Source organism: Paenibacillus caui (assembly GCF_019904135.1).
Taxonomy (GTDB): domain Bacteria; phylum Bacillota; class Bacilli; order Paenibacillales; family Paenibacillaceae; genus Fontibacillus; species Fontibacillus caui.
In genome coordinates this window covers 85,152-109,689 of sequence record NZ_JAIOGQ010000002.1, presented here as the reverse complement: position 1 = coordinate 109,689, position 24,538 = coordinate 85,152, and the positions used below count along the sequence as shown (strand labels likewise).

The following is a 24,538-nucleotide window of genomic DNA, read 5'->3' as shown; positions in this document are numbered from 1 at the left end:
TTACGGCTCAAGACGCCGCTCAATAGCCTGGGACATCGTTTTGTCGGTCAGATGGGCATAAACCTCCGTCGTTTCGGTAGAAGCGTGGCCAAGCTGCTCTTTTGTTTTGTAAATATCGTTCTGTAAATAATAGTCGGTGGCAAAAGAGTGCCGCAGCTTATGTACCGTCAGAAACGGCTTGCCGTAACGTTTGGCATACTTGATGATCATCGCCTGAATGGCGCGTTTGGTCATCCGCTTTCCTTCCTTGGAGCCGTTGGGGAGAGCGACGAACAGCGCCTTTTCTTTTTTGGGCGTACGGTAACGGGACTGCCTGAGAGCCATATATTCTACAAGATCGTCTCTGGCCTGTTCCCGGAAATAAACCGGCGATTTGAACGTTTCATCGTTGTGGCCTTTCCGGAACACATACAGCAGCTTGTTTGCCAAATCGAGATCGTCAATATTCAGGTTGACTACTTCGGAGACGCGCAGTCCCGAATTCAGAATGAGGCTGGCAATGCAGGCATCCCGTTCGCGGTTCATTTCGAAAGCGTGCAGCGCCTGCTTGTTGTTCTCAATGTCATGGCGGTAATTTTCATGGATGTAGGCGATAAAGTCTAACAGCTCGTCATCCTCCAATATTTTTCCCTTTAATTTGGCTGCCGTATCCTTGGGCTTGTGAATGCGCTTGATTTCAACCTTGGCCATAATGTTCCGCTTCAGCAGTGGGTAAAAGTTCTCGTCCTCGGCAATCTGGCTCAGGTAGTGAAAGAGGGAACGGAGAGAAGAGAGCTTGCGCGAGACGGTCACCCGGCTGTTGGTGCCCTCGGTCCGGGTGGTCAGATGGAGACGATAGGAGACAATGCTTTCCATATGGAGCACTTCCAGTTCCTGCAGGGTGACCTCAAGGTTGCTGGCAGCCGCGCTCAGGCCTTCGGCCCGCAGCCATCCGAAAAACTGCTCATAGTCCCGTATGTATTCCAGCAGCGTGGACGGGGAAAGATCCGGCAGCTTGTAATCAATAAACTGTTGAACGAACCAGGGCATCAGGACAACTTTTTCATCCAGTTTTTTGCGGTCGATTCCTTTTTGAATGTTCATGATTCATTCACCTTTTCGTCATGTTCAGTAATTACTATTCTATCACAATCGCAAGCTTATCTTAAGGAGAGACTAATGAACATGGGAGTTGTTTTGGAGCCTGTCACAGCCGGGCAATCCGATATTCTGCACAATTTGATGCAGCTGTATTTTTATGATTTCACTGCCTTTCTTGATATTCAGCTCGAGGAGAACGGCAGGTTTCAGCCTTATCCCGGACTGGACAAATATGTTGCGGAGCATGGGAACGGCTTGCATCAAGCTTTCATTATCAGAAGCAGCGGGCAGATCGCGGGCTTTGCACTGGTTGATCAGCTCACCGCGAATCCCGAAGGGGATTATTATATGGCAGAATTTTTTGTGGTGAGAAGGTTTCGCCGCAGGGGGGTAGGCCGTCAGGCTGCAATGAAGCTGTTCGGCATGTTCCAAGGCAGATGGTTCGTCTCCCAGGTAGCCAACAATACGCCTGCCCAGGCTTTTTGGAGATCGACAATCGCCGGATTTACCGGGGGAGTCTATACGGAGAAGGTGAGACCGATAAGCGGCAATATCGTCCAGTTTTTTAACACCGAGAAGTGATGAATGGGGAATCAGCCTGCTGGCTGCTGGCGAAACGGGAAGAACGAAAATAAGTTTACATAATAAAATTTTCGTTAACGGAAAGATAGGATATCCGAAGAATGGATGGTTTGCCGGTTAGCCCCGGGACTGTTTATTTTTCCAAGATTCAGATGCTTACAGACTTGTTCAACTGCCCATTCAAAGGATATAATGAACAGGGTATATAAATAGAAAACGGAATGCGCAGGCAGAAAAGAAGTCTTCATTCGTCATCCTATGAAATTTGGTTTTCTGAATATCAAGAATAGAAAGTGGGATCAGCATGGGTCGTAAGTGGAATAATATTAAAGAAAAAAAAGCTTCGAAAGATGCAAATACAAGCCGGGTATATGCCAAATTTGGCGTTGAAATTTATGTAGCAGCGAAGAAGGGCGAGCCGGATCCGGAATCGAACCGCGCTTTGAAAGTGGTCCTGGAGCGGGCCAAGACGTACAATGTGCCCAAAGCGATTATTGACCGTGCGCTTGATAAGGCAAAAGGCAGCGGGGATGAAACCTATGAAGAACTCCGCTATGAAGGCTTCGGTCCGAATGGCTCGATGGTGATTGTAGACGCGCTGACAAATAACGTGAATCGCACGGCTTCCGCTGTTCGTTCCGCATTCAATAAGAACGGCGGCAGCATGGGAGTAAGCGGTTCGGTATCTTACATGTTCGAGCCAACGGCCGTTATCGGCCTTGAGGGAAAAACGCTGGACGAAGTAATGGAAATTATGCTGGAAGCGGATGTAGACGTACGCGATATCGTAGAGGAAGATGAAACCGTGATCGTGTATGCTGAACCCGACCAGTTCAACGCCGTGCAAGAAGCGCTCAAAACCGCGGGGATCACAGACTTTACAATTGCGGAGCTGTCCATGCTAGCGCAAAACTTCGTAACCCTTGACGAAGAGCCCCAAGCGCAATTTGAAAAATTGATTGATGCGTTGGAAGATTTGGAAGATGTCCAACAAGTCTATCATAACGTCGAGTTCGGAGATTAATGCCTGGTCAAGGCTGACAATAAACAGGTTAGAAGAGAAACGGATAAAGGTTGAGTCGCGTTCAAGCGGCAATCCTTTGTCCGTTTTTTTTGTTTTATTGATCAGGAAGGCGATTGGCGATCAATCACCAACTTATCATCAAGCGACCACGAACAAAATCGGCAGCAGCAAACCGAAGAACGAAACGGCAGCAACCACTCTTAATTCCAACATTTCAATATATGAAAAATTCACAATAGAAAATCATTCACGTACCTAGCCAATTCGTGCTTATCTTCAACATCTCACACCCGAGAAGGATAAAGGGAATCATCATTTACAGAAATAAAATTATGTAAACTATAACTGGATTGCTGCACTCTATGGAAATTGCGGGCTACATGCAAGTGGAAGCTAAATGAATAGGAATTTTGAAGGAAAGTATTTCCTCGGACTCTATCAACTGATATACTGTGAGAAAATATAACATCTAAGCAAAATGAACTAACCGAATAAGCCCATAGAACTTTTCAAGAGGTTATACATAGTTTCTGTGAAGTGAGATTTGGTTCAAATTGAGTTATAAGTGGGGTGGGGAACATAATCATGAAGTTTCGCCGTAATTTAGGTCTTATTGCCGCTTTTCTGTTGATTTTCCTTGTTTATAGTCAGTTTCTCAAGGTGGATTGGGTGCACAAAGTCATCCTGGGACTTTTTGTGCTGCTTCTGGGGTGGATCGCAGTTCGAGTTTACCAGGGACAAAAGAGTCTGCTGAACAAGTTCGAACAGGCTCAAAGCGAGGTGAAACTGCTCAGCAACGAGATTCACGTTACAGCAGACCGGCTGCATGGAGCGTTGGAAGAAATCAGCCGGCATACTGATGGACTGCAGCAGACAGCCGATTATTCCCATGCTTATGAAACGGATTTACGGACAAGAAGCTATGAAGCTAAGAGCAATATTGAGGATGCATTTTCCAAGATGAATGAAGCTGCAGCCGCTACGGAACATATTTCGGAGCTGACGGACAGGCTTCGCGGCAATATGAACGATACAAGCCAAGGTGTCCGTGAAATGGTGGATTCCTTGCTTAATACACGCTCCGTCATGGACCAGCTGAAGCAGCAGGGCAGCGATATGCGCGAGAAATTCGAACATCTGACGGAGAGATTGTCCATGGTAGAGCAGGTCAACACACTGATTAACGGCATTGTTAACGAAACTTCCCTGCTTGCGCTCAATGCTTCGATTGAAGCGGCGCGCGCGGGGGAAGAAGGCAGAGGCTTCGCGGTTGTGGCGACCCGCATTCGTCAACTGGCCGATCAGAGCAAGGAATCGGTCGATCGGTCATCGTCCCTGCTCCAAGGCATTGCGGCAGGTGTCAAAGAGGTGGAAGGATCCGTCAACAGGGAGCAGGCTGCAGTCGATCTCGGCGTCAAGGACGTTGAAGCCGTTAACAGCCGTCTTGAAACCGTCGCAGCACTTGTCAAAGAGGTGGAAGGATCCGTAAGCGAAACGCTGCAAGCTGCGGCGGGCCAAAGCGAGTTGATCGACCAGACGTCTGGAAAGCTTAATGAAGCGGTTCAAATTGTAAATGAAACGATAAGCAATGTGGATTTGACCCTTGAACAGGTAATGAAGCAGCGGAGTCAGATTAATCAATTGAATGAAGTGAATGCCAATTTGCTGAACGAGTCCGAAGCGTTGCAAAATTCGGTTCTCGAAATTACCGGCGGGAAGGAACTTACGGAAGAGTTTTATACGGGAAAACTCCAGGAGATGCAGGCCCTTCTCGAAGTGATTGCCGCACAGGAGGAATTGTTCTCGCCCGATCCGGAGAAACACGCATCCATTCTTGGGCCTTATTTACACAAGTTACCCGATATTCAGGCGATTTGGTCTAACCGTACAGACGGCACATTTATTTTCTCGGAGCCAGCTGCCGGGCTGCTCAATGCCAAACGAAGAGAATGGTGGTCAGAGGCTATTCATCAAGGAGCTTTTGTGTCCAAGCCCTATGTTTCCGCTATTACCAAACGCTCCTGTGTTACGCTATCCCGCGCGATCATTAATCGAAGCGGCGAGGTTGTTGGGGTCGTAGGCGTTGATTTGGCGGTTTGATCAAGGCTTAAGGAATCAAGAAAATAGTCCGGAACCTGGTGGCAGGTTCCGGACTATTTTGTACTGTTTAACGCAATGCATCAGGACAGAGACACACACACAGCGATTGTTCAATCTTGGCGCTTTATTCGAGTCTTATGTTTCCTGAAACCGAGCGGAGCGTTAATTGGGGAGCATCCGCTTCTGCCGCGCCTACGCTTGCGTTTAATCGTTGACCGGCGCCTTTGGTAGAAATGGCAGAAGAGTCGGTAATCGACGATGTGATTTTGCCGGAGCCCGTTTCCGCATCCACCTTGCCTTTAAGGCCTTTGACTGCGATGTCGCCAGAATCAGCTGTCGCACTCATCTCTTTCGCTGTCAAATCCTCCACGGAAATGCTGCCAGAGGTCGAGGTAAGGCTAATCTTTTGATAGCTCTTAACGGGAACATCCACATATAAGGTCGCTGTCTTAAAATGAATAAATCCCGAAAGGGGGGCGAGGTCGATGGTAAGGACGCCGCCTTCCAGCGTGGCTGGCAGCTCTTTGTTCGTTTTCATGCTGACCTTGACTTGGCTATCGCTCGAAGGACGAAGCTTGATATTTTGTCCATTCGCGTGAATGTTTATCTGCTCTAATTGATCTCCTTTGAAAGAGATCACTTTATTTTTCGAGTTCAACCCGCATCCAGACAGGGAGGCAGCGAGCACTCCAATAACTAAGGTTGCTATCATATACGAAAATACTTTTTTCATCTTGAAACTCTCCTTTTTATGGATAGATGTCCTGACTGCATGATTTGAACCGCTGTTGAGGCTGCGATCAGGATGAATGTTAGGGCGATGTACAACCCTGCGTAACTCTTCGATATGCCCAGAAAATCCAAATACGGAATATCGTTGAAAGGCCCCAGATACCACCACAGCATATAGATGACCTCGAACAGCTTTCTTGAGCCGCTCATGACGCCGAGGGTTAAGGCCAATGTCGGGATAAAGAAGACGCCGACTCCCCATGAATAAACGGATGACCACTGGGCATGAAGCGCGAACTGAACGATAGCGCCCAATGAAAAGAGCAGGGTGACGACGATTCCTGCTACCCAAACTGCAAACCATTTAACGAGCCGCGGACAGCTGGATAACACCAATTCCCGGGTAAAATAATGCTTCTCCCGCGTCCCCATCTGCGACCAAATGGCGATCGGCAGCACCATCATAACCGGCAGCCAGGCACGGACGGTATCGAGCGGAACAAAGAAACTGCATCCTGCCAATCCGCCTGCCAACAAATACCACCAAACGGTTAAGCCCTTTAGCATGACACGGAGCTCGGCTTTGATCAATCTGAACAGTCGCACTCCTTTCTCTTTTTTCACAGGAGACAGCTCTAACAAGCCCTTTTGCTCCAGTGGAGCGGGGCGCTTCTTATTTGTGTCGTAAATGGATGCTTTGATCACCGATTTATTATCCTTGTTCGTCTTAAACCGGTTAAACAGCACGGAAGAAAGAAGAATAAGAATAACCGCAATGGCAACCCAGACGAGCCGAGGGGTTAACAAATGGAAATCCCACCGGACTCCCTGCCACTCGAATGTCGGGATCTCTCCTTCCACCGGATAATAGCCGAAGCTTCCGCCTGCCTCACTTTGCGCTATATAAGGATACTTGACAGCAGCTTCCTGCACCATATCCGATCGGATCGCATCGAGACCGAACAAATCCAGGACGCTGCTTGGACTGGCGATAGAAATCACGCTGAAGAATATCCAGAGCGAGAAGAAAACCAGATTTCCGAGAACGCCCTTCAGTCCCGGAAATACGTCAAACAACACCGTTAGAGCAGCCAGTACGAATAATGATGGAAGCCCGATGAACAAGAACGGAGCTGCATAATCCCAAAGCTGAAGATGGTAATCCTCGCCCCGAAGCAGCTGCATTGCCATGAATGCCATATTCAAGATCAATTCAATCACGATGAGAACAACGAAATTGGAAATCGCCTTCCCGGAAATGTAGCGAAGCTTGCTGATGGGTGAAGAGGCGATGATCTGGCCAACCTTTAGTCTCTGATCCTCCGAAATCTGGCTTCTAAGCATATAAAAGCCGAACAGCCATAACGATAGGGTGGACAGCATGGCAGCCATGCCGCCTAACCACGCGGAGTTATAAATGCCTCTTACTCCTCCGATATAGAATACCTCGTACCCATCCGCCGCAGACGGAACGCAAAAATAGCCCAGAAACATACTGATGCCGATCACGATTAGAAACGAATAGCTTCTCATTTGCTTGATCAAATTGTGCTTGATGAGATAGAAGTTGGATTGGAAGTTCATAGTTATGATTTCACTCCTAACGACGCGAAAGCGTACAAATATGCATCCTCCAGCGAGGGGGGCAATAGCGATGCGTTCGGGCCGGGACGCTGATCGGAAACAATCCGCACATGAATGCCGTCGCTGCGTTGAACGGCGCTGCCGATCGTGTAACACTCTTGCAAATCCTGCAAACTGGAGGCAGGCACGATATAATTCCATACTTTATGTTCCACGCTTTGAATCAATTGCTCCGGCGCTGCATGTGCCACCAACCGGCCTTTCGATAGAAGCGCAATATTGGGGGCAATCGATTCAATATCCGTCACGATATGAGTCGATAAAATAACGATCCGGTTCGTCGATAGCGTCGATAATAAATTTCGGAACCGGATTCTCTCCTCGGGGTCGAGTCCGACCGTCGGTTCATCAACAATTAATAACGAGGGATCGTTTAATAAGGACTGTGCGATGCCCACCCGCTGCTTCATTCCCCCCGAGAACCCTCCAAGCAATCGCTTGCGGTCATTGGACAGGTTCAGAATGTCGAGCAGCTCGTTAATCCGTTTTCTGGCGGATTTGATGGACAAGCCTTTCATTGCCGCCATATATTCCAGAAATTCAACCGGGTTCATATTCGGATACACACCGAAATCCTGAGGCAAATAGCCCAGTTCTATACGCAAGCGGTTCGGATGCATAGCTATGTTCACGCCGTTCCACGTAATCGTTCCGCTTGTCGGCGTCTCAATGGTTGCGAGCATCCGCATCAATGTCGATTTTCCGGCGCCATTTGGCCCTAGCAATCCCGTAATTCCCGGCTTTAACGTTAGCGTTACGTCATTAAGCGCTTGCTTCGAACCATAGCTTTTCGCAACCTGCTTCATATGTAATTCCATGTCCAATCCTCCATTATGTGTTGTTAATACGTATCTTAAGAGATGAAAGCATAAATAAAGTAAAATGAAAGTAAAAACGAAGCAGCAAACAAAACGCCCTTTGTTTATATGCTAAAATATTGATAGAGCTGATGCTCAAACGAAGAGGACGAGGCCAAATCATACATCGGCGTATGAATCGCGTCATTATTCTTTTGAATTGAAAATTGCAAGGAGGAAGACTGTTGTATAACGCAGAGAAAATCCTGCTCGTCGATGACGAGGTCGGGATTTTAACCCTTTTGGAAATTACATTGAAGAAGGAACGATATAACGATATCACTTGCGCTACATCCGGAAGCCAAACATTGGATTTCATTAAAAGCCGTACGTATGACTTGATTTTACTTGACGTCATGCTCCCGGACTTTAACGGTTTTGATCTATGCCGGGAAATCCGCAAGCATACGGACACCCCGATCATTTTTATTACTTCATGCGCGACCGATTTCGATAAAATAACGGGATTAGGCATTGGAGGGGATGATTATATCACGAAGCCCTTTAATCCTCTGGAAGTCGTTGCTCGGATCAAAGCTTTGTTCCGGCGGCAAGCTTGTCTCAGGTCATCGTTCGCTGTCAAGACCGAGGATAAACAATATCATTATGACCGGTTTATTCTTAAACCGGCGGATGCAGAGCTAATCGTGAACGGGCAGTTGGTTGAATGTACCGCCAAGGAGTTGGAACTGCTTACTTTTTTCTGCAGAAATCCGAATCGAATATTTACCTCCTCTCAAATTTATGAATTGGTGTGGGGAAGTCCCGGTTACGGAGAAGAAAAAACGGTAACAATGCACATTTCGAAAATTAGAAAGAAGCTGGAGGATAATCCGAAATCTCCCTCGATGATTGTGAACTTAAGAGGGATCGGATATAAATTCGTACCTCCGGCCAGGGGTTAAGGGATGAAAACAAAACTGCGTTTTAGCATCCATTTCGTCATCGGATTGTTCGGTTGGCTGGTAAGCATGGGCTTGACCGCTATGCTATCCATCGATTATCTATTTCCTCTGATAGGCATCGTTGAAGGCAATACATACTATGATTTATACGTACTGCTCGTTTTTCTCTTTAATATTATGGGTTGCAGCGTCCTTTTCAGCTGGTATTTCGGCGGTCCATTATGGTTTATGATGTCGTGGATTTCGAACTTATCGAAGGGTGTCTATGAACCGCCCTATACAAAGAGCAGAGTATATACGAGAAAGAATAAATTACGGAAGCCGTATCAGCTCTACGAGGAGGTCATTGAGAATATCCACTCCCTGTCAAACAGCTTGAAACAAGCAGAGAAGGACAGGAACAAGCTGGAGGAAGCCAAGAGGGACTGGATCGCCGGAATTTCCCATGATCTGAAGACCCCGCTTACCTTTGTTACGGGATACTCGGCCTTACTTTTGAATGAGGATTATATTTGGAGTGAGGAGGAGAAGAGTACTTTTTTAAACGAAATTCATACCAAAGGGCTTTATATAGAGGATCTGATTCAAGACCTCAACCTTTCTTTTCAAATGAATAATTCGCAGTCGCCGTTCCCGCTTCATCTTAGCAAGCTCAACCTGTTTGAGTTCATGCAGCGCTTGATCGCCGATGTCGCCAACGATCCAAGAGCGTTTCAATACGATCTGAGCTTTCATTCGGAAGAAGGGGATATGGAGCTTCATGCCGATGAAAAATTATTGTACCGCGCACTGCAAAACTTGCTTATGAACGCGATTGAGCATAACCCGGCGGGAACAAGCATTCATGTCACCCTGAACAGGGAACAGGATCAACTTGCCCAAATCGCGATCTCCGATAACGGAGTGGGCATGGATCAAGACATGCTGGACAATCTGTTCAGCAAATATTATCGCCGGAGCACTGCTAAAACTTCGAAGTACGGAACCGGACTCGGCATGGCCATCGTCAAAAGCCTCATCCTCGCTCATGGCGGACATCTAACCGTAGACAGTGAACTTTCGAAAGGAACGACTTTTACAATTACACTGCCACTTAAAGGCTAACCGCCTCAAGAAACAGTCCTCATCAAAAACATGAGGGTTGTCTTTTTGTTAAATGAACTGACAGGATAGCTGAAGACCAATATAATAAATCGTATAGATAAAAATAATAGAGACTGTGGAGTGATGTTCATGGAAATAAAACTCGATGATTTAACTGGACCTGAAGTAGCTGCATTAATCGGTGAACATCTTCAGAGTATGGCGCTTCATTCCCCGCCGGAAAGTATGCATGCCCTAAATCTTGAAGGATTGAAGAAACCGGAAGTTTCGTTCTGGAGCGCATGGGAACAAGGTGAATTAGTCGGTTGCGGGGCGCTAAAGGAACTTGATGATCGGCATGCAGAGATAAAGTCAATGCGAACCTCTTCATCACATCTTAGAAAGGGAGTAGCAAAGCAAATCCTTGGACACATCATTGAAGAAGCCAAGCAGCGCGGCTACCTTCGGCTTAGCTTGGAAACGGGCTCGATGGAAGCTTTCGAACCGGCTAGAAGACTATATGAAAGTGTTGGGTTTCAATACTGTGAGCCGTTTTCGGATTACATAGAGGACCGGAATAGTGTATTTATGACAATGGAGTTATGAGTTCATCCTTACGAACATAATTCGAACAGCAGATGGAAATGGCTGGATTTGCTCAGCATTTCGGTCCACTTATACAGAGAACGGAGCGGAGGCGGGACTTTATTTTTCAAGTCCTACGCAGCCGCTCCGTCCTTTGTAAATATTTTCAAATATTCCTCAAGCACGCATCGCTTCAACTTGTCTCTCGGCAATGCCGTTTTCCCGTTTAAGCAGACGCCGGTGGGCCGTAAGCAGAAGGGGGAAACCTAACGCAGTGGTCAATGCCAGCGGAATGAAGATGAACACACCATGGCTCGCACCAAATCCGTCAAGCAGCATGCCGCCGAGAATAGGGGCAAGCACATTGCCAATGCCATTGAATCCAATCGTTCCAAAATAAGTCCCTTTCCACTCCGGCTTCGCGATCCGATCGATCAGAACATCCATCAAGGTGAACATCAGCACCTCGCCGATCGTGAACAAGACGACGCCGATCATCAGGAGAGGCATGCTTCCTGCGATGCCGAACAGCAGCAAACTGCAGGCCACGCACAGATTGCCGATGATAAGCGGCACGATCGGTGGAAATTTGCTGGCAATTCGCACAAGAGGATATTGCACGACAAGTACGGTGATGGCGTTAAGCGTGAGCATATAAGAGAACAGCTTGTTACCATCTGCAAATTTGGGGCTCATCGCCAAGTATTGAGCCAGTGTGGAGCTGAAATGGCCGTAGCCCAGAACGCAGAATACCGTTCCCAGCAACACAGGAAGGAAGACGCGGTCCCGACTGGTCGTTTGCAGCGCGTCCAAGAGACGCGGCGTCTTCGTAACGGTATGAGCAGGCAAGGACTTCTGGTGAAGGTTAAACTGGACCAACAACATGATTCCGTAAAGAACATAGACCATTCCCGCGATCACAAACGGAAATGTCGTTTTTGCCGAGCCGAGCGCAAGGCCGATGATGGGTCCGAATACGACCCCAAGATTGACAGCCGCATAGCGCATGTTGAATACAAGCAGCTTATGCTCTTTTGGAGTAACATCTGACAACAAAGCCCTGGAGGCTGGTTCAAAAACGGATCTGCACAAGCCGTTCAGTGTATTCATCAGAAAGAACACCCATAGCACATGCGCGCTGGCAAAGCCGAAAAATACCCCTGCCCAGCTGAATATGGAGATGAGCATAACCTTTTTGCGTCCGATAATGTCGGAAACATAGCCTCCGTAAAAGCTGACTGCCACCCCTGCAAGCGAACTGACGGCAACGGTTAGGCCGGTTTGGGTGGAGGAGGCGCCAAGCACCTGCGTTAAGTATATGGATAGAAATGGAATACTCATGGAAGTAACCAGCCGGCCGAACATCGTTCCAATAATAATTGTCCAGGCGAGTGGGTGGATATGTCGTATCGTTTGCTTCATAGCGGCATTAGTTCTCCTTATCTCTCTTAAGTATTAAAGCTGTTTAGTATTTCCATAAGGTATAGCTCCATGTATAATTGTATCTAAGAAAAGGGGAAATAAAAGTGCAATATTTCATAAGGTTATTTCACCTTTTATTAAGATGAAGCAGTTATAGTAGTAAAAAAGGAGTTTGGACAATGGATAGTTACTCAGCCCATTATATTGCTTTGGTCAGCAAATTGGGCGGCTTTGTCAGCGGAATGAACCCGCTTCCTGTAACGATCGACAAGTTAGCCGAATGGCTAAGCTGCACACCCCGAAACGTAAAAATCATACTACGCCGGCTTGAAGAGATGAAGCTGATTGAATGGGAGGCCGGCAGAGGGAGAGGGCATGTGTCCAGACTCACTTTTCTTCGCAGCCCGGATGACGTGCTGACCGCATGTTTTGAGGAGTTTTTGGCACAGCGCCGCATCAAAGAGGCCATTGACTTTATTGGCGATCCCGCCGTTCACGAGCAGCTCAAAGACAGCTTGTGGAACAGGTTGAACCTTGAAATGGGTATCCAACGGGAAAATGTAACCCCGTCCGGATGTGATATTTTGCAGACGATCAGGTACAGGCGTCTTGAAAAGCTCGATCCAGCCTTCGTTTTTACAGCCTTTGAAGCCTATTTGCTGGGACAAATCTGCAGCACACTGGTGGTCTATGATGCGGAGCAGAGGACGTTTAAGCCCGGATTGGCCCATCTGTGGGAATGCAATGAAGAGTACTCTTGCTGGACGTTTTACCTCAGAAAAGGCGTGAGATTTCACCATGGCCGCCAGATGACAGCGAAAGACGTAAGGTATACGATGGAAAGATTGTTTGCCGTAAACAGCCCCGGCTTATGGCAGTACGCCGATATCGAGCGGATTGAAACCGAAGGCGATACCTGCATTCGATTTTGCCTCAAAAAGCCGAACCTGTTTTTCCTGCATTCACTCGGCTGTTTCCATATGAGCATTCTCCCTTATGACGTGGATCTGTCCGCGTCCGGGGAACTCATCGGGACAGGTCCTTTTCAAATCAGCAAAAAGAATGCAGACGTTCTGGAGCTCACCGCCTTTGATTCCTATTTCGGCTATCGGCCGCTCCTGGACCAGGTGCTCATCTGGTTTATTCCGGATACAGGATCGAGCGAACGCCGATATCAGCTCACAGGCGACAATCGGCTGAATTCCCCGGTCAGTCCTTCAGAAACGAGCCTGGATTATATGTCCGTCGGCTGCAGATATATTCTGTTCAACTTTAAAAAAGAGGGCATCCAGCAAAATGCCTTGTTCCGGAAGGCGATGAGGCTCATCTATGATCGAAATGCGCTGCTTCAGGTACTGGGAGGGAGCAGAATGGCTCCTGCAGCCAGTTTTTTGCCTTGGAAAAGCAAGCAAATAGAAGCGATATCCGGAACGCTGGAGGAAGCAAAAGCGCTGCTACAGGCAAGCGGATATCAGGGCGAAGAAATCAGGCTCGGCCGTAAAAATCTTGTAGAGGAACGGGAAGAAGCGGAGTGGCTGCAGCAGCGCTGCGCGTCCATCGGGCTGAACCTGTCCGTTTGTGAGTTCGATTATGTTGAGATTAAAAGCACGGTAGAAAGAGCGGACATGGTGATCGCCGAGGAAACGCTCGAGGAAGATTGGGAATGGGGAATGATTAATTATTTCAAATATACCTATAATGCGGTTCATCATTATTTGAACGAACAGCAAATTGCGGTTTTTGATCAAGCCTTGGAGCATTTTACTCAGCTGCCGAAGGAAGAAAGATCTTTGCTCCTTGACCGAATCGAGCGCATTTTGCGGGACAATAACTGGCTGCTCCATGGCTGTCATTTGAACAAGAAGGCACATTACAATCAAAGCCTGCAGGGACTGACAACCGCTAATTTTGGTTATCTGGATTTTTCGAAGTTATGGATTAAGAATGTCCAGTAAAGCATGCGCCAGTTATTTTTTTGGACAAGTTCTAAGGAAGATCATCGATATATCATAAACCGTTTAAATATAATAAATTAACAAAGTTAAATGGGGAGACTCTTTATGAATATGAATCAGAAATTGCCCTTATTTATTGTTACAGGAGCGAGTGGTGTAGGAAAAACAACTGTTATGCAGGAACTGCGGGTTCTTATGCCGGATTTCGTTGTATTCAGCACGGATATTGATAATTTTGGATCAACTGCTGCAAAGTTGGAATACCAGGACAGATACAACTTGTTGCTTCATTTTGCGAATTTTGTTGCGAAGTCCGGTAGAGGAACGATTATATGTGGTACGTTTATGCCGTGGGATGCAGAGAAATGTGATGATTATAAAGCGTTTAGTGAAATTTGTTTTATTAACTTGCATTGCGATGACACAACCCGTAATAATCGTCTTCGTAACCGAGAAGATAAAGCAATGTGGACGGATGACATGCTAAAACAACATGAACAGTTTGCCCAGTGGCTTCTAGACAATGCTGAAACTGCATACAATCCGCCGATGCCCACAATCGATACGACCCGCAACCCTCCCTCTGAAGTAGCAGAGCAAATAAAAAGATACGTCATGTTGAAGTGGAACGAGCGTAATAATACTGCTTAGACAAGTGACACAGAAGCACCCTCAATCAAAATGGAGATTGGGGGTGCTTTTGTGTCAAGGGACAGTTTTGCTCAGAGCCTGTCCAAATAGGATGGAGAGGCTAAAAAAACTGCGTATAACATAAATTATACGCAGTTTTGGTTCTAAGCGATTTTATGATTCACTGAATACAGTAGTTCAATTATGCTGCAAAAGAGGCTTCAAGTGAATCGCGCATTTTTTCATTCAAGATTATGATAAAATGGAAGGAAAAAGCATGATCCTCCCTTGAGCGGGGATCATTGGTATCAATAACATGCAAAGGAGCTGCTGCATATGATCGTTCGGGATCAGAATACGGAATTTGTGATGATTGAACAGCATGAGCATGGAAGGTTATCCGGTGATATGGCGGTGCAAATGAATTCTGCTATTCTAAGCGAAGAAGAACCTTATGCCGCGGATGTGATTACGGCGATCTACGAGCATGACAGAGGCTGGATTTCCCTGGACAAGGATCCAATCTGGAATGATCGCAGCCAGCAGCCTTTTACTTTTATAGATTATCCGCTGGAACCTAAGCTTGCGGCTTACCGGCTTGGCCTGGATGAAATTGAGCGGAAGAGCCCGTATGCGGCATTGCTGTGCAGTATGCACTATGCCTCTTTTACCATGCAGGCGCATGAGGAAGAATGGAAACGCTTCTATCATGCGGAGATCAAAAGACAGGAGCGGCTTCGCGCTTCGCTAGGGATTGAGGCTAAGGATCTGCGGGTTTACAGACATTTTCGCCTGCTGCAGCTGTGCGACGATCTTTCGCTGTATGTGTGCATGAATGAACCGGGCGTAAGCAAGAAAGAAGAGCATCCGTGGTTCAGAGAGGGCTTTGCCAACTCTTCTCTTTTTAGTCCGGATCAAGACCAAGCTCTTGCTGCTGAGTGGTTGGACCGGGAATCGGTTGCGGTGCATCCTTCACCTTTCCGGGGGCCGTTTGAAATCGGTATTCGCTACAAGCTTGTTTCGAAGGAATTGGCTCAGCAAGCAGGTCTCAGGCAAGCTATTGACTCGGCGAAGGAAGTCCTGCAGCAGGTTAGATTCCGCTGAAGCTGAGGAATAGGAGATTTCGTAATCAACATCGAACTTTATTGAAATACCAATATGCTCTAAACGAATCAACTTGGAGGTAATGAAATGCTTGAACGTTTTCAAGGCAGCCTGATCGGGCTGGCCGTAGGGGATGCGATAGGGGCTGCCGTCGAATTTCAACAACCGGGTACATTTGATGAAGTAAAAGATATGACAGGGGGCGGTGTATTCGACTTGCCAAAAGGTTGCTGGACGGATGACACTTCAATGGCCCTTTGTCTGGCGGAAAGCCTGATCGAGAAGAAAGCGTTTGATGCTGAAGACCAGATGAACCGTTATGTAAAATGGTACCGTTCCGGACATTTAAGCTCACTCGGGACTTGTTTTGACATTGGAAATGCAACTGCGCAGGCGCTTCATCATTATGAACAAACAGGAGAAGCATTTAGCGGCTCGGAAGATCCTTTTTCAGCGGGTAACGGCTCTATCATGCGTCTAGCACCGGTGCCCTTGTTCTTTGTAAATGATCTGGTTCAAGCAGCCAAGTGGTCCGGAATCAGCTCAAAACCAACACATGCTGCAAAAGAATGCATGGACGGGTGCCGTCTGTTCGGAGCCTTGATTGCCGCTGCCGCACAAGGGATGGAGAAGGAGCAACTGCTTCATTTTAGCACGTTTAACTTCCTTTGGGAGGATGAACCGCTTGCCCCAAAACTGGCTGAGGTCTATAAAGGCTCTTACAAAAGACTTCAGCCGCCTGAAATTCAAGGAAGCGGTTATGTAGTGAAATCGCTGGAGGCTGCACTTTGGGCATTTTATCATAGTCAAAGCTTTGAGGAAGGCGTGTTGCTGGCTGTAAATCTGGGGGACGATGCGGATACGACCGGGGCGATATTCGGTCAGCTAGCCGGCGCCTTTTATGGACTGGTTGGAATCCCGAGCCGATGGGTAGAGCCTTTGGCGAAGTGCGACTTAATCCTGGGGTATGCGAAAAAGCTATTTGAAATGAAAAAAACGTAACCTAAAGTGGAAGTGGCTTCTTAATTATTTTTAAAAAACTAAGCTCGGCGGCGAAAGTTATTTTTGATCTAAATTTAGTTTACATAATTTATATTATGTTAATTTAATAAGGGAACTGACTCTTAATTCGACCCAAAACTGTTTACAGCAAAGCTCCTAATGAAATATATTGGTGTAATGAGCCGGTTGGAGGGATTGTCATGAAGGAAATGCCTGAAATCTATGAAGAAGCGCTTGATGCCTTTCTAATTTGGATGAAAGACGCCGGATATACGACATACACGCAGAGATCCTATCTTGGTGATGTGCATGAATTTCTGGACAGCTTGAACGAAAAGCCTCTGGAACGCGTTAGACGGCTACATGTCGTCAGTTACTTGACATCCGTACGCGAACGCGGGGCTTCGGATGCGACAAGGAACCGGAAGCACGCTTCCATCAACTGTTTCTTCAAAGCGATAAATGAGCTAGAAGTGATGGAAGGGAATCCGGCGGCAGGCATCAAGAAATCAAAGACCGAGAAAAATCGTGTTCCCGTATTTTTGGATGAGAACGGATTAGAGCGGTTTCTGCAGCATGTCGAAGGAAAGTACAAAGCGCGAAATTTAGCTATTTTTCTGTTGATGGGCTATATGGGACTGCGGGTCGGAGAAGTGCATACGCTTAACTTGGCGGATTACAATGCGGATCAAAAAACGCTGCGCGTGTTTGGCAAAGGCCGAAAGTGGCGGGTGATTCCCGTTCCGGAAGCGGTGGCTCTTTATTTGAACCGGGCTGTGGAAACAAGACTTACGCCTTGGCGCAGCAAGGAAGACGCCATTTTTATTTCGCAGAAAGGAAAACGGTTGTCCATTCGCGGTATCCAGCAGATTGCAGCGGAAACGTTCGACCGTTTCCAGAGCGATGTTCCCGCATCCAGCCGGGTGCCTTATTCCAGCCATAAGCTGCGCCATTCGTTTGCAACTATGCTGCTGCGGCGCGGCGCGGATCTCAGGACGGTTCAGGATCTGCTGGGACATTCATCCATTCAGACGACCACAGTCTACACCCATATTACGAACCGGGAAAAAGAAGAAGCGATGGCCAAGCTGCAGCTGCACTTGCCTGTTTAGGAGAAGTAAGAAGAAAAGTGTTCGAAATATGTATTCTTGAAACTTGATTACATAATTAAAATTATGTTAACTAACACAAAAGGATGAGGCTTTCATGAAATTTATGGTTCAAATGTTGTCTTTTTTTGTCATTCAAACGGAGGGGCAGGAAAGCACAAACTTATCTTACAAGCATTTTCAGACGCTGGACGGCGATGAGTATATCGATAGTGAGATTCAGAAATTTCTAAGCGGGGAATTTAGCAGGATCGCGAAGCGGAAGGTAGACAAAAATCCGGCTGTCGAGCAGGCGCCGACGAAAATCGGACGTTTTATCGTAGAACCGGATTATGGACTCGATAGCAACCCGAATTTTAACATGTTCGCCCGGATGCGTGCAGCTGTGGATAAAGAGGAGTTCCAGTATGCGTGTGACGACGTTGTGCGGGCTTACCTAGGCACGAGCGCTGTGCGCGGTGGCGCGCTGATTATCGTTCAGGCCGAGCTGGAGAATTACTCGGACGATCCGTTCATTTTCCTGCTGAAGTGTGATTTTGAACAAAAAATTGCCCGTATTTCCGATGAAAAGAGCTTGGTCAACCAGGTAGAAATGGCGATCAGTGCCCGCGGCATGAAGTCTATCATGTATCCTTATATGCTGGAAGAAGGCATGGTGGACGAATGGGAGCTTAAAATCCATCAAACGTCGCATGCCCGGTATTTTGAGGATTTCCTCAAGTTTGTAACCTATGAGCAGTCCATTCCGGAGCTGGTCAATGATCACGTCATGGGATGCGTCCACAACTTTGTAGAAACGAATTGGCCGGATGAAACCCATGAGGAGCGCCAGCAGGTGGAGCGTGACCTGGAACTGTGGGCTGCCAGCGAAAAGCGGGACATTCAGGAGAAATGGGAACCCGCCGAAGTGGTGGAAGCCGCTGAACAAATCATCCAAATCAAGCCGGAGATTGAACTGAAGTTCAGAATCGGTGACACGCTGGTAAAAGGCAAACTTGCTGATTTCGGCGACAACATCCATATCGCCAAATTAAACGGCAGATACACGGTCATTCTGGAAGGCGATTCTTTCGTATTCGACAAAGGATTTTCTCCTGTCGAACTGCTGCAGCCTGAGCCGTTTCAAGTCGTTGCCGAGCGGCTGATCCATAAACAAACGGAAGAGGAAGATGACGGATTACCTTATTAGTTTGATATAGTTAATAGCATTAAATAATATAGTTAATGGCATTAAATATATAAAAAATGCTGATTTGGCGCCATTTTTTCGCTTATTGCATTTTTTTACATTATAGAGGTTATTAGTTTCCGGGGTTATTTTATGGTTTCGCTTGACTAAAAATGGATGGTGTGCATATAATAGCACCAATCGAACATGCATCGGCCATGAAAAGGAGCAGGCATGCGGGTCCTTAAGTCCAGAGAACGGCGTAGCCGCTGAAATCGCCGTCTTAATCCCGAAGCCGACTCGCCTTGGAGCCGTTCATCTGAACCGGTCTTGCTTGACCGTAAGGATGAACCGGAGCTGCACCCGTTAAAGTGCGTGGTTCAAATGGAGTTTGAACCACATAAGGCAGCTTGCCGCGAGGCTTGCTGTGAACCTGGGTGGTACTGCGGAAGAGTGATCCCTTTCGTCCCTTGTTTCCCGTTTATAGCGGGAAAGGGATGGAAGGGATCTTTTTGTATCGTTAGACGCGTTGGAATTATGCAAACAGCTAAGAAAAGGAGCAGGCAAACGGGCTCTTATGTCCAGAGAACGGCGAAGCCGCTGAAATCGCCGTCTTAATCCCGAAGCCGACTCGCCTTGGAGCTGTTCATCTTAAGCACGTCACATTTGATTGCCAGGATGAACCGGATTGGCACCCGTTAACAGTGCCGGATCGAAATCTCTCGCGCGCGGGCATTTCGGATCCAATGAGGCTGCGCGCCGCTAAAGGCGCCAGTGAAGCCGGGTGGTACCGCGGAAGGCAAGCTCTTTCGCCCCTGTATTTCTTCTTGTGAGGAAGCAGGGGCAAAAAGAGCTTTTTATTTTGCCAAAACCATTATTGCAATTACAAAAAAGAGAGGCAGATGAAACATGCGAAAAATTTATGTGTTCGACACGACTTTGAGAGATGGAGAGCAATCACCGGGTGTCAGTCTGACCATGGAGGAAAAGGTGGAAATTGCACTGCAGTTGGAGCGGCTTGGAGTTGACCGGATCGAAGCAGGATTTCCAGTCGTCTCGGCGGGCGAAATCAAATGCGTGGCGGAAGTGGCGCGGACAATTCGTAATGCCACAGTGGTCGGTTTTGCCAGATCCAGGGAGCAGGATATCGATGCTGTCCGCGAAGCGCTGCGCGAGGCGCAGGATCCGTGTCTTCATCTGTTTCTCGCCACTTCGCCAATACACCGGGAATACAAGCTGCGGATGGACCGGGCAAAAGTGCTACAAACGATCGACGCGGCCATACGCTATGGACGAAAGTATTTCAGCAAGATTGAGTTTTCTGCGGAGGATGCTAGCCGGACGGAACTAGATTTTCTGTGCGAGGTAACCCATACGGCGATTCAGGCCGGAGCGACCGTTGTGAACTTGCCGGATACGGTCGGATTTGCCACACCGGATTCTTTTGGAGAAATGTTTAAGGCAGTTCGGGAACAAGTCCCTGGAATTGAACGGATTCAGCTCAGCACCCATTGCCATGACGATCTGGGTCTGGCAACCGCTAACACGCTGGCCGCCATTGCCGCAGGCGTGGACCAGATTGAAGGAACGATCAACGGAATTGGAGAAAGAGCGGGAAATACGGCGATCGAGGAAGTGGCTTTGGCTTTGGAAACGCGGAGTGACCGGTACGCGGCCAAAACCTCCCTTGTTCTGAACGAGATTTACCCGACCAGCCGGCTTGTCAGCAAGCTGACCGGCATGAGCGTACCGGGAAACAAGGCGATTGTCGGCGATAACGCCTTTGCCCATGAGTCGGGCATCCATCAGGACGGCATGCTGAAGAATCGTACCAACTATGAGATCATCAAGCCGGAAACGATTGGACTTGGTGCAGGAAGACTCGTCATCGGCAAGCATTCGGGGCGCCATGCCTTCAAACAAAAGCTTGCGGAGCTGGGCTATCCTTGCAATGATGAGCAGCTGAATACCGTCTTTGAGAAATTCAAAGCGCTGGCAGATTTGAACAAACAAATTCGGGACGAGGATATTCGCTCCCTGTTTGACGGGAATACAGCCAGCGGATTGTCCTAGAGAGGAGCAACGTACATTTACCAAGGAGAGGAGGATAAACTTGAATAAAATCATTGAATATTATGGCGGCTTCGACGAATGGGGCCGTCTTGACCGGGAGCCCGTAGAATTTCTAGTGAACTGGCACTATATCCGGAAATATCTCCCTGAGCGAGGGCATGTTTTGGACAATGGGGCAGGACCGGGGAAATATGCGATTGAACTTGCCAAACAGGGGTTTGACGTTACGTTGACGGATTTGACGCCAAGACTCGTACGGTTGGCTAAAGAAAAAGCGGAAGAATGCGGCGTATCCGAGCGTTTTAAAGGGTTTCATTGTGTAAATGCGGTTCAACTGGATAGCCTTACGGATCAGCAATTCGACGCTTCATTGATGCTGGGGCCGCTGTATCATTTGCAGACGGAACCGGAACGAGTTTCTGCTCTCCGGGAACTGTACCGGGTAACGAAGAAGAACGGCTATGTATTTGTGGCTTTCATGACGAAAATCCGTCATTTGACCACATCTCTGACCTACCCGGAATTTTGGAAGCCGAACGAAACGCTTGGCGGGATCCAGGCATTTATGCAAACGGGGACTTTTAATCATGCGGATGAGGGGCGATTTACCGGTGTCTACTATTTTGATATCGAGGAGATAAAACCATTTATGGAATCTGGCGGCTTCGAAACGGTAGAGCTCATCGGATCTTCCAGCATTGCCGGCTCTTTCCGGCAAGAACAGTTCGATTACTGGCGTTCGCGCGGCGAGGAAGAATTTGAAGGAGTCATGAATATCATTTACAGGGAAGCGGGAAATCCGTACAATCTGGCGGCTTCGTCGCATCTTTTGTACATTGGAAAAAGAATATGAGGCTCAAGGATCGCACATAAGCCGTTCCATCCAAATCAGGAGGGAACGGCTTATTTCGCAGGGCGGTTATAAATCCAGATTAGCAATCTGCTCCTTCAGCTTGTTCGCGGAAGCCTGGAACTTGGCCAGTTCCGTCTCATTCAGATCAAGATCAAGAATTTCGCGAACGCCGCTGCGGTCTACGATGCAGGGAACTCCAAGATAAACGTCGGACACCCCATTGTAATTCTTGAGCAGGGTGGAAACGTTCAGCACGGAGGCTTCATTCTGAAGGATGGAAACGATAATCCGGTCCAGCGCAAGCGCAATGGCATAAGAAGTTGAGCCTTTGGCGTTGATGATTTCATAGGCCGCATTTTTGGTGCGGTTGAAAATATCCTCGCGCTCTTCATCCGTAAATTCCAAACCAATACCCGCGACGTTGGCGATGCTCCAGAGCGGAACCTCCGAGTCGCCATGCTCTCCGACGATATGGGCATGAATGCTGCGCGGATTGATTTTTTTGTTCTGGCCGATCAAATAGCGGAAGCGCGCGCTGTCGAGCAGGGTTCCGGAGCCGATGACCCGGTTGACCGGAAAACCGCTTTTTTTCAGCGATACGTAGGACAGAATGTCGACCGGGTTAGTGGCAATGAGAATGATGCCATGGTCGTTGTATTTCACGATGCTCTTGATAATGTCATCGAAGATGGCCGCATTTCGCTTAAGCAGATCAATCCGCGTCTCTCCGGGTCGCTGGTTTGAGCCTGCGGCAATGACGATCACATCCGCATCTTTGCAGTCGCTGTAATCACCGGCCCACAGCTTGACTCCGCCTGTAAACGGAAGACCATGGTTCATATCGAGCGCTTCGCCAAGCGCCTTGTCGTGGTTGACATCAATGAGTACCAGTTCTGAAGCCCGCTCCCGAAGAAACAGGGTGTAAGCCGTTGTGGCGCCAACCGCTCCTGTACCGATGACTACAACCCTGGTTGGGCGTTGTGCTGCATTTACCATTGTTCATTCTCTCCCTTGGCTCTTAATGATTTGGAAGGCCATCGTTACGATTTTGCTGAATATGTTCCACCGCGTACCCGAGCAATCATTTTCATATTACCCAAATAGCTTTCCATATACTCGCCAAATAAGGATTCGGCATCCGTATGTATGGTTAACCGCCGGGTGGATGATGCGCTTCCATTTTATTGTACCTGAATTGCTAAAATTTAATAGTATGCATTTTGGACTATTTCATATAAAATTTCCGTTTCGAAATTGAAGGTTTTTTCCAGCAGCTAACGAATCTTTCTATTTGATAACTTACATTTTCTTGGATTAATGGATTTTTATTCTTAGGGGAGGGAATCATGGCCGAATTTAAATTATGCTTCATAGCCATGGGGCAGGGGGACTGCTGCATTGTCCAATGTCCCGATAAGAGAATCGTGGTCGTGGACTGCGGCAGAACCTCGAACCGATACGGGAACCTGAATTACTTGACAGAAGGCAAAGCCTTATTAAGGGAATTTGCAGCCGAGAACAAGAACCGGGTGGATGCGCTGATTCTTACTCATTCCGATGCGGACCATCACAACCTGGTATCTGAATTTTTCAGCGAGAGCGTCATTTTTTCGTCGGTCACCTATCCATCTTCAGGAAATACGGCTACAAATGTGAAGTTCGGCAAACTCGGGATTCAGGAGATTTACATCAGCAACGCGGCCGCCAACGATTCCGTACTCGGAAATTACACGGGGGGAAATCTCAATAATTACATATACGCCAATTTTTTCTCCACAAGCGCCGTATACGAAGTAACCATTAACAATCCGGATGACAGCAAGAACAGCATGAGTGTCTGGAAGAACAGCGACAATTTTCGGAATAAGCAGGAGATCAAGAGCATTGCCGGAAAGAAACTCACGGTTCTAAACGGCAAAACGGACAACAAGAGCTGGAGTGTTTCGCTGATTGCAGGCAATGTGCCCAGATATTATGACGGCGTGGCCGACTTTGCCACCGAAGACAATGCGAAGAGCTTGATCACCCTGATTGAACTGGATGGAAAAAAAGTGTTGCTTACCGGAGATGCAACGACTTCAACGGAGGAATTTCTGCTGAAATGCAATTCGCCCCAAATTCAGAATATGGAACTTATCCAGGTGCCGCACCATGGAAGCGAGTTTGCGAGCACTAAGAAGTTTGTCAACAGCGTGAATCCGAAAAGCGCCGTGGTCAGTGTCGGATTTTTGGAGCATTCCTACAAGCTCCCTAAATACAAAGTGCTGGAGCGTTGGCTCAAGAAGGTGGAACAGAAGGGCTTCAATCTTGCTTATCATGATATCGATTATTGGACAAGCAAAATCGAGAAGAAAGGAAAAGAGGTTGACGCTACGCTTAAGGATTTGAATGCCATCAAAGATAGCTGGGATAAGAATCACAAGCTCTACGATTTAAACGGCTCCGGTACCTTCTTCTATCTGGAAAGGCCGGAATCTGGCGTTTATGCCCTTTCCAGCTTAGGCAGCATAGCAATGGTCCTATTTCGCGAGACGGTCAATTCCAATTTGACGATGACCTCGCAAAAAACGCAGTTTTACAAATTGAGTGAAACCGGAATTTCATACGGTTTTTAAAATGGGGGGACAAGG

The 24,538-nt window shown here is 47.6% G+C and carries 20 protein-coding genes and 1 pseudogene; 15 read left to right on the top strand and 6 right to left on the bottom strand.

The genetic code is table 11. The annotated features are described in order from the left end of the window. Positions 1 to 1,083: a tyrosine recombinase XerS gene (gene xerS / locus K7397_RS01685; RefSeq protein WP_223066208.1), complete on the bottom strand. Its 1,083-nt coding sequence runs from the start codon at positions 1,081 to 1,083 to the stop codon at positions 1 to 3. 81 nt (positions 1,084 to 1,164) lie between these two features. Here xerS and K7397_RS01680 point away from each other — a divergent pair, with 81 nt between their 5' ends. The 3 genes from K7397_RS01680 (at position 1,165) to K7397_RS01670 (ending at position 4,786) form a co-directional block, all read left to right on the top strand. Beyond that, a complete protein-coding gene (locus tag K7397_RS01680; protein WP_237690593.1) occupies positions 1,165 to 1,662 on the top strand; it encodes a GNAT family N-acetyltransferase in 498 nt (165 codons plus the stop codon). A 304-nt stretch (positions 1,663 to 1,966) separates the two neighbouring features. Continuing rightward, a complete protein-coding gene (locus K7397_RS01675; RefSeq protein ID WP_223066206.1) occupies positions 1,967 to 2,686 on the top strand; it encodes a YebC/PmpR family DNA-binding transcriptional regulator in 720 nt (239 codons plus the stop codon). A 585-nt stretch (positions 2,687 to 3,271) separates the two neighbouring features. Then, a complete protein-coding gene (locus K7397_RS01670) occupies positions 3,272 to 4,786 on the top strand; it encodes a methyl-accepting chemotaxis protein (protein WP_223066205.1) in 1,515 nt (504 codons plus the stop codon). A gap of 124 nt (positions 4,787 to 4,910) precedes the next feature. On the opposite strand, the gene K7397_RS01665 is transcribed toward K7397_RS01670, so the two are convergent. The 3 genes from K7397_RS01665 to K7397_RS01655 are packed head-to-tail and all read right to left on the bottom strand — an operon-like array spanning position 4,911 to position 7,980. After that, a complete protein-coding gene (locus K7397_RS01665) occupies positions 4,911 to 5,519 on the bottom strand; it encodes a DUF4097 family beta strand repeat-containing protein (RefSeq protein WP_223066204.1) in 609 nt (202 codons plus the stop codon). Beyond that, a complete protein-coding gene (locus tag K7397_RS01660) occupies positions 5,516 to 7,102 on the bottom strand; it encodes a hypothetical protein (RefSeq protein WP_237690592.1) in 1,587 nt (528 codons plus the stop codon). Before K7397_RS01660 ends, K7397_RS01665 begins: the two co-directional genes overlap by 4 nt. 2 nt (positions 7,103 to 7,104) lie before the next feature. Next, a complete protein-coding gene (locus K7397_RS01655) occupies positions 7,105 to 7,980 on the bottom strand; it encodes an ABC transporter ATP-binding protein (RefSeq protein ID WP_223066203.1) in 876 nt (291 codons plus the stop codon). Positions 7,981 to 8,204: 224 nt separating this feature from the next. Between K7397_RS01655 and K7397_RS01650 the strand changes: the two genes are divergently transcribed. The 3 genes from K7397_RS01650 (at position 8,205) to K7397_RS01640 (ending at position 10,613) form a co-directional block, all read left to right on the top strand. Continuing rightward, on the top strand, positions 8,205 to 8,924 hold the full coding sequence (locus K7397_RS01650) for a response regulator transcription factor (RefSeq protein ID WP_223066202.1): 720 nt from the start codon (positions 8,205 to 8,207) through the stop codon (positions 8,922 to 8,924). Positions 8,925 to 8,927: 3 nt separating this feature from the next. Beyond that, positions 8,928 to 10,028: a sensor histidine kinase gene (locus tag K7397_RS01645; protein WP_223066201.1), complete on the top strand. Its 1,101-nt coding sequence runs from the start codon at positions 8,928 to 8,930 to the stop codon at positions 10,026 to 10,028. 129 nt (positions 10,029 to 10,157) lie between these two features. After that, a complete protein-coding gene (locus K7397_RS01640; RefSeq protein ID WP_223066200.1) occupies positions 10,158 to 10,613 on the top strand; it encodes a GNAT family N-acetyltransferase in 456 nt (151 codons plus the stop codon). Positions 10,614 to 10,769: 156 nt separating this feature from the next. Here K7397_RS01640 and K7397_RS01635 read toward each other — a convergent pair whose 3' ends face one another. Continuing rightward, entirely contained in the window at positions 10,770 to 12,014 is a 1,245-nt protein-coding gene (locus tag K7397_RS01635) for an MDR family MFS transporter (RefSeq protein ID WP_223066199.1), read from the bottom strand. A 179-nt stretch (positions 12,015 to 12,193) separates the two neighbouring features. On the opposite strand from K7397_RS01635, the gene K7397_RS01630 reads away from it, so the two are divergent. From K7397_RS01630 to K7397_RS01595, 8 genes and pseudogenes are all read left to right on the top strand, one after another. Beyond that, complete coding sequence (locus K7397_RS01630) at positions 12,194 to 13,969, top strand: ABC transporter substrate-binding protein (protein ID WP_223066198.1); 1,776 nt, start codon at positions 12,194 to 12,196, stop codon at positions 13,967 to 13,969. A 105-nt stretch (positions 13,970 to 14,074) separates the two neighbouring features. After that, positions 14,075 to 14,620: a P-loop nucleotide/nucleoside kinase family protein gene (locus tag K7397_RS01625; RefSeq protein WP_223066197.1), complete on the top strand. Its 546-nt coding sequence runs from the start codon at positions 14,075 to 14,077 to the stop codon at positions 14,618 to 14,620. Between the two features lie 315 nt (positions 14,621 to 14,935). Beyond that, complete coding sequence (locus K7397_RS01620; RefSeq protein ID WP_223066196.1) at positions 14,936 to 15,703, top strand: DUF3891 family protein; 768 nt, start codon at positions 14,936 to 14,938, stop codon at positions 15,701 to 15,703. An 87-nt stretch (positions 15,704 to 15,790) separates the two neighbouring features. Further along, complete coding sequence (locus K7397_RS01615; RefSeq protein WP_223066195.1) at positions 15,791 to 16,705, top strand: ADP-ribosylglycohydrolase family protein; 915 nt, start codon at positions 15,791 to 15,793, stop codon at positions 16,703 to 16,705. 200 nt (positions 16,706 to 16,905) lie between these two features. Further along, the gene (locus K7397_RS01610) at positions 16,906 to 17,817 is read left to right on the top strand and encodes a tyrosine-type recombinase/integrase (protein ID WP_223066194.1); all 912 of its coding nucleotides are present in this window, start codon (positions 16,906 to 16,908) and stop codon (positions 17,815 to 17,817) included. A gap of 94 nt (positions 17,818 to 17,911) precedes the next feature. After that, entirely contained in the window at positions 17,912 to 19,003 is a 1,092-nt protein-coding gene (locus tag K7397_RS01605; protein ID WP_223066193.1) for a DUF3900 domain-containing protein, read from the top strand. Between the two features lie 888 nt (positions 19,004 to 19,891). Further along, positions 19,892 to 21,028 (top strand): annotated as a pseudogene (locus tag K7397_RS01600) (2-isopropylmalate synthase); the annotation flags it as partial. Between the two features lie 67 nt (positions 21,029 to 21,095). Beyond that, complete coding sequence (locus K7397_RS01595) at positions 21,096 to 21,908, top strand: class I SAM-dependent methyltransferase (protein WP_223066191.1); 813 nt, start codon at positions 21,096 to 21,098, stop codon at positions 21,906 to 21,908. 66 nt (positions 21,909 to 21,974) lie between these two features. Here the strand turns inward: K7397_RS01595 and K7397_RS01590 are convergent, their stop codons facing one another. Beyond that, entirely contained in the window at positions 21,975 to 22,904 is a 930-nt protein-coding gene (locus tag K7397_RS01590; protein ID WP_223066190.1) for an L-lactate dehydrogenase, read from the bottom strand. 350 nt (positions 22,905 to 23,254) lie between these two features. On the opposite strand from K7397_RS01590, the gene K7397_RS01585 reads away from it, so the two are divergent. Then, the gene (locus tag K7397_RS01585) at positions 23,255 to 24,523 is read left to right on the top strand and encodes a ComEC/Rec2 family competence protein (protein WP_223066189.1); all 1,269 of its coding nucleotides are present in this window, start codon (positions 23,255 to 23,257) and stop codon (positions 24,521 to 24,523) included. Positions 24,524 to 24,538: the final 15 nt, after the last annotated feature.

Bases quoted from the DNA above. Each gene is read 5' to 3' on its own strand.
- K7397_RS01590 (WP_223066190.1), bottom strand. From the start codon at position 22,904: ATGGTAAATGCAGCACAACGCCCAACCAGGGTTGTAGTCATCGGTACA.
- K7397_RS01625 (WP_223066197.1), top strand. From the start codon at position 14,075: ATGAATATGAATCAGAAATTGCCCTTATTTATTGTTACAGGAGCGAGT.
- K7397_RS01640 (WP_223066200.1), top strand. From the start codon at position 10,158: ATGGAAATAAAACTCGATGATTTAACTGGACCTGAAGTAGCTGCATTA.
- K7397_RS01615 (WP_223066195.1), top strand. From the start codon at position 15,791: ATGCTTGAACGTTTTCAAGGCAGCCTGATCGGGCTGGCCGTAGGGGAT.
- xerS (WP_223066208.1), bottom strand. From the start codon at position 1,083: ATGAACATTCAAAAAGGAATCGACCGCAAAAAACTGGATGAAAAAGTT.
- K7397_RS01620 (WP_223066196.1), top strand. From the start codon at position 14,936: ATGATCGTTCGGGATCAGAATACGGAATTTGTGATGATTGAACAGCAT.
- K7397_RS01630 (WP_223066198.1), top strand. From the start codon at position 12,194: ATGGATAGTTACTCAGCCCATTATATTGCTTTGGTCAGCAAATTGGGC.
- K7397_RS01610 (WP_223066194.1), top strand. From the start codon at position 16,906: ATGAAGGAAATGCCTGAAATCTATGAAGAAGCGCTTGATGCCTTTCTA.
- K7397_RS01655 (WP_223066203.1), bottom strand. From the start codon at position 7,980: ATGGAATTACATATGAAGCAGGTTGCGAAAAGCTATGGTTCGAAGCAA.
- K7397_RS01670 (WP_223066205.1), top strand. From the start codon at position 3,272: ATGAAGTTTCGCCGTAATTTAGGTCTTATTGCCGCTTTTCTGTTGATT.
- K7397_RS01635 (WP_223066199.1), bottom strand. From the start codon at position 12,014: ATGAAGCAAACGATACGACATATCCACCCACTCGCCTGGACAATTATT.
- K7397_RS01680 (WP_237690593.1), top strand. From the start codon at position 1,165: ATGGGAGTTGTTTTGGAGCCTGTCACAGCCGGGCAATCCGATATTCTG.
- K7397_RS01660 (WP_237690592.1), bottom strand. From the start codon at position 7,102: ATGAACTTCCAATCCAACTTCTATCTCATCAAGCACAATTTGATCAAG.
- K7397_RS01665 (WP_223066204.1), bottom strand. From the start codon at position 5,519: ATGAAAAAAGTATTTTCGTATATGATAGCAACCTTAGTTATTGGAGTG.
- K7397_RS01675 (WP_223066206.1), top strand. From the start codon at position 1,967: ATGGGTCGTAAGTGGAATAATATTAAAGAAAAAAAAGCTTCGAAAGAT.
- K7397_RS01605 (WP_223066193.1), top strand. From the start codon at position 17,912: ATGAAATTTATGGTTCAAATGTTGTCTTTTTTTGTCATTCAAACGGAG.
- K7397_RS01585 (WP_223066189.1), top strand. From the start codon at position 23,255: ATGGCCGAATTTAAATTATGCTTCATAGCCATGGGGCAGGGGGACTGC.
- K7397_RS01645 (WP_223066201.1), top strand. From the start codon at position 8,928: ATGAAAACAAAACTGCGTTTTAGCATCCATTTCGTCATCGGATTGTTC.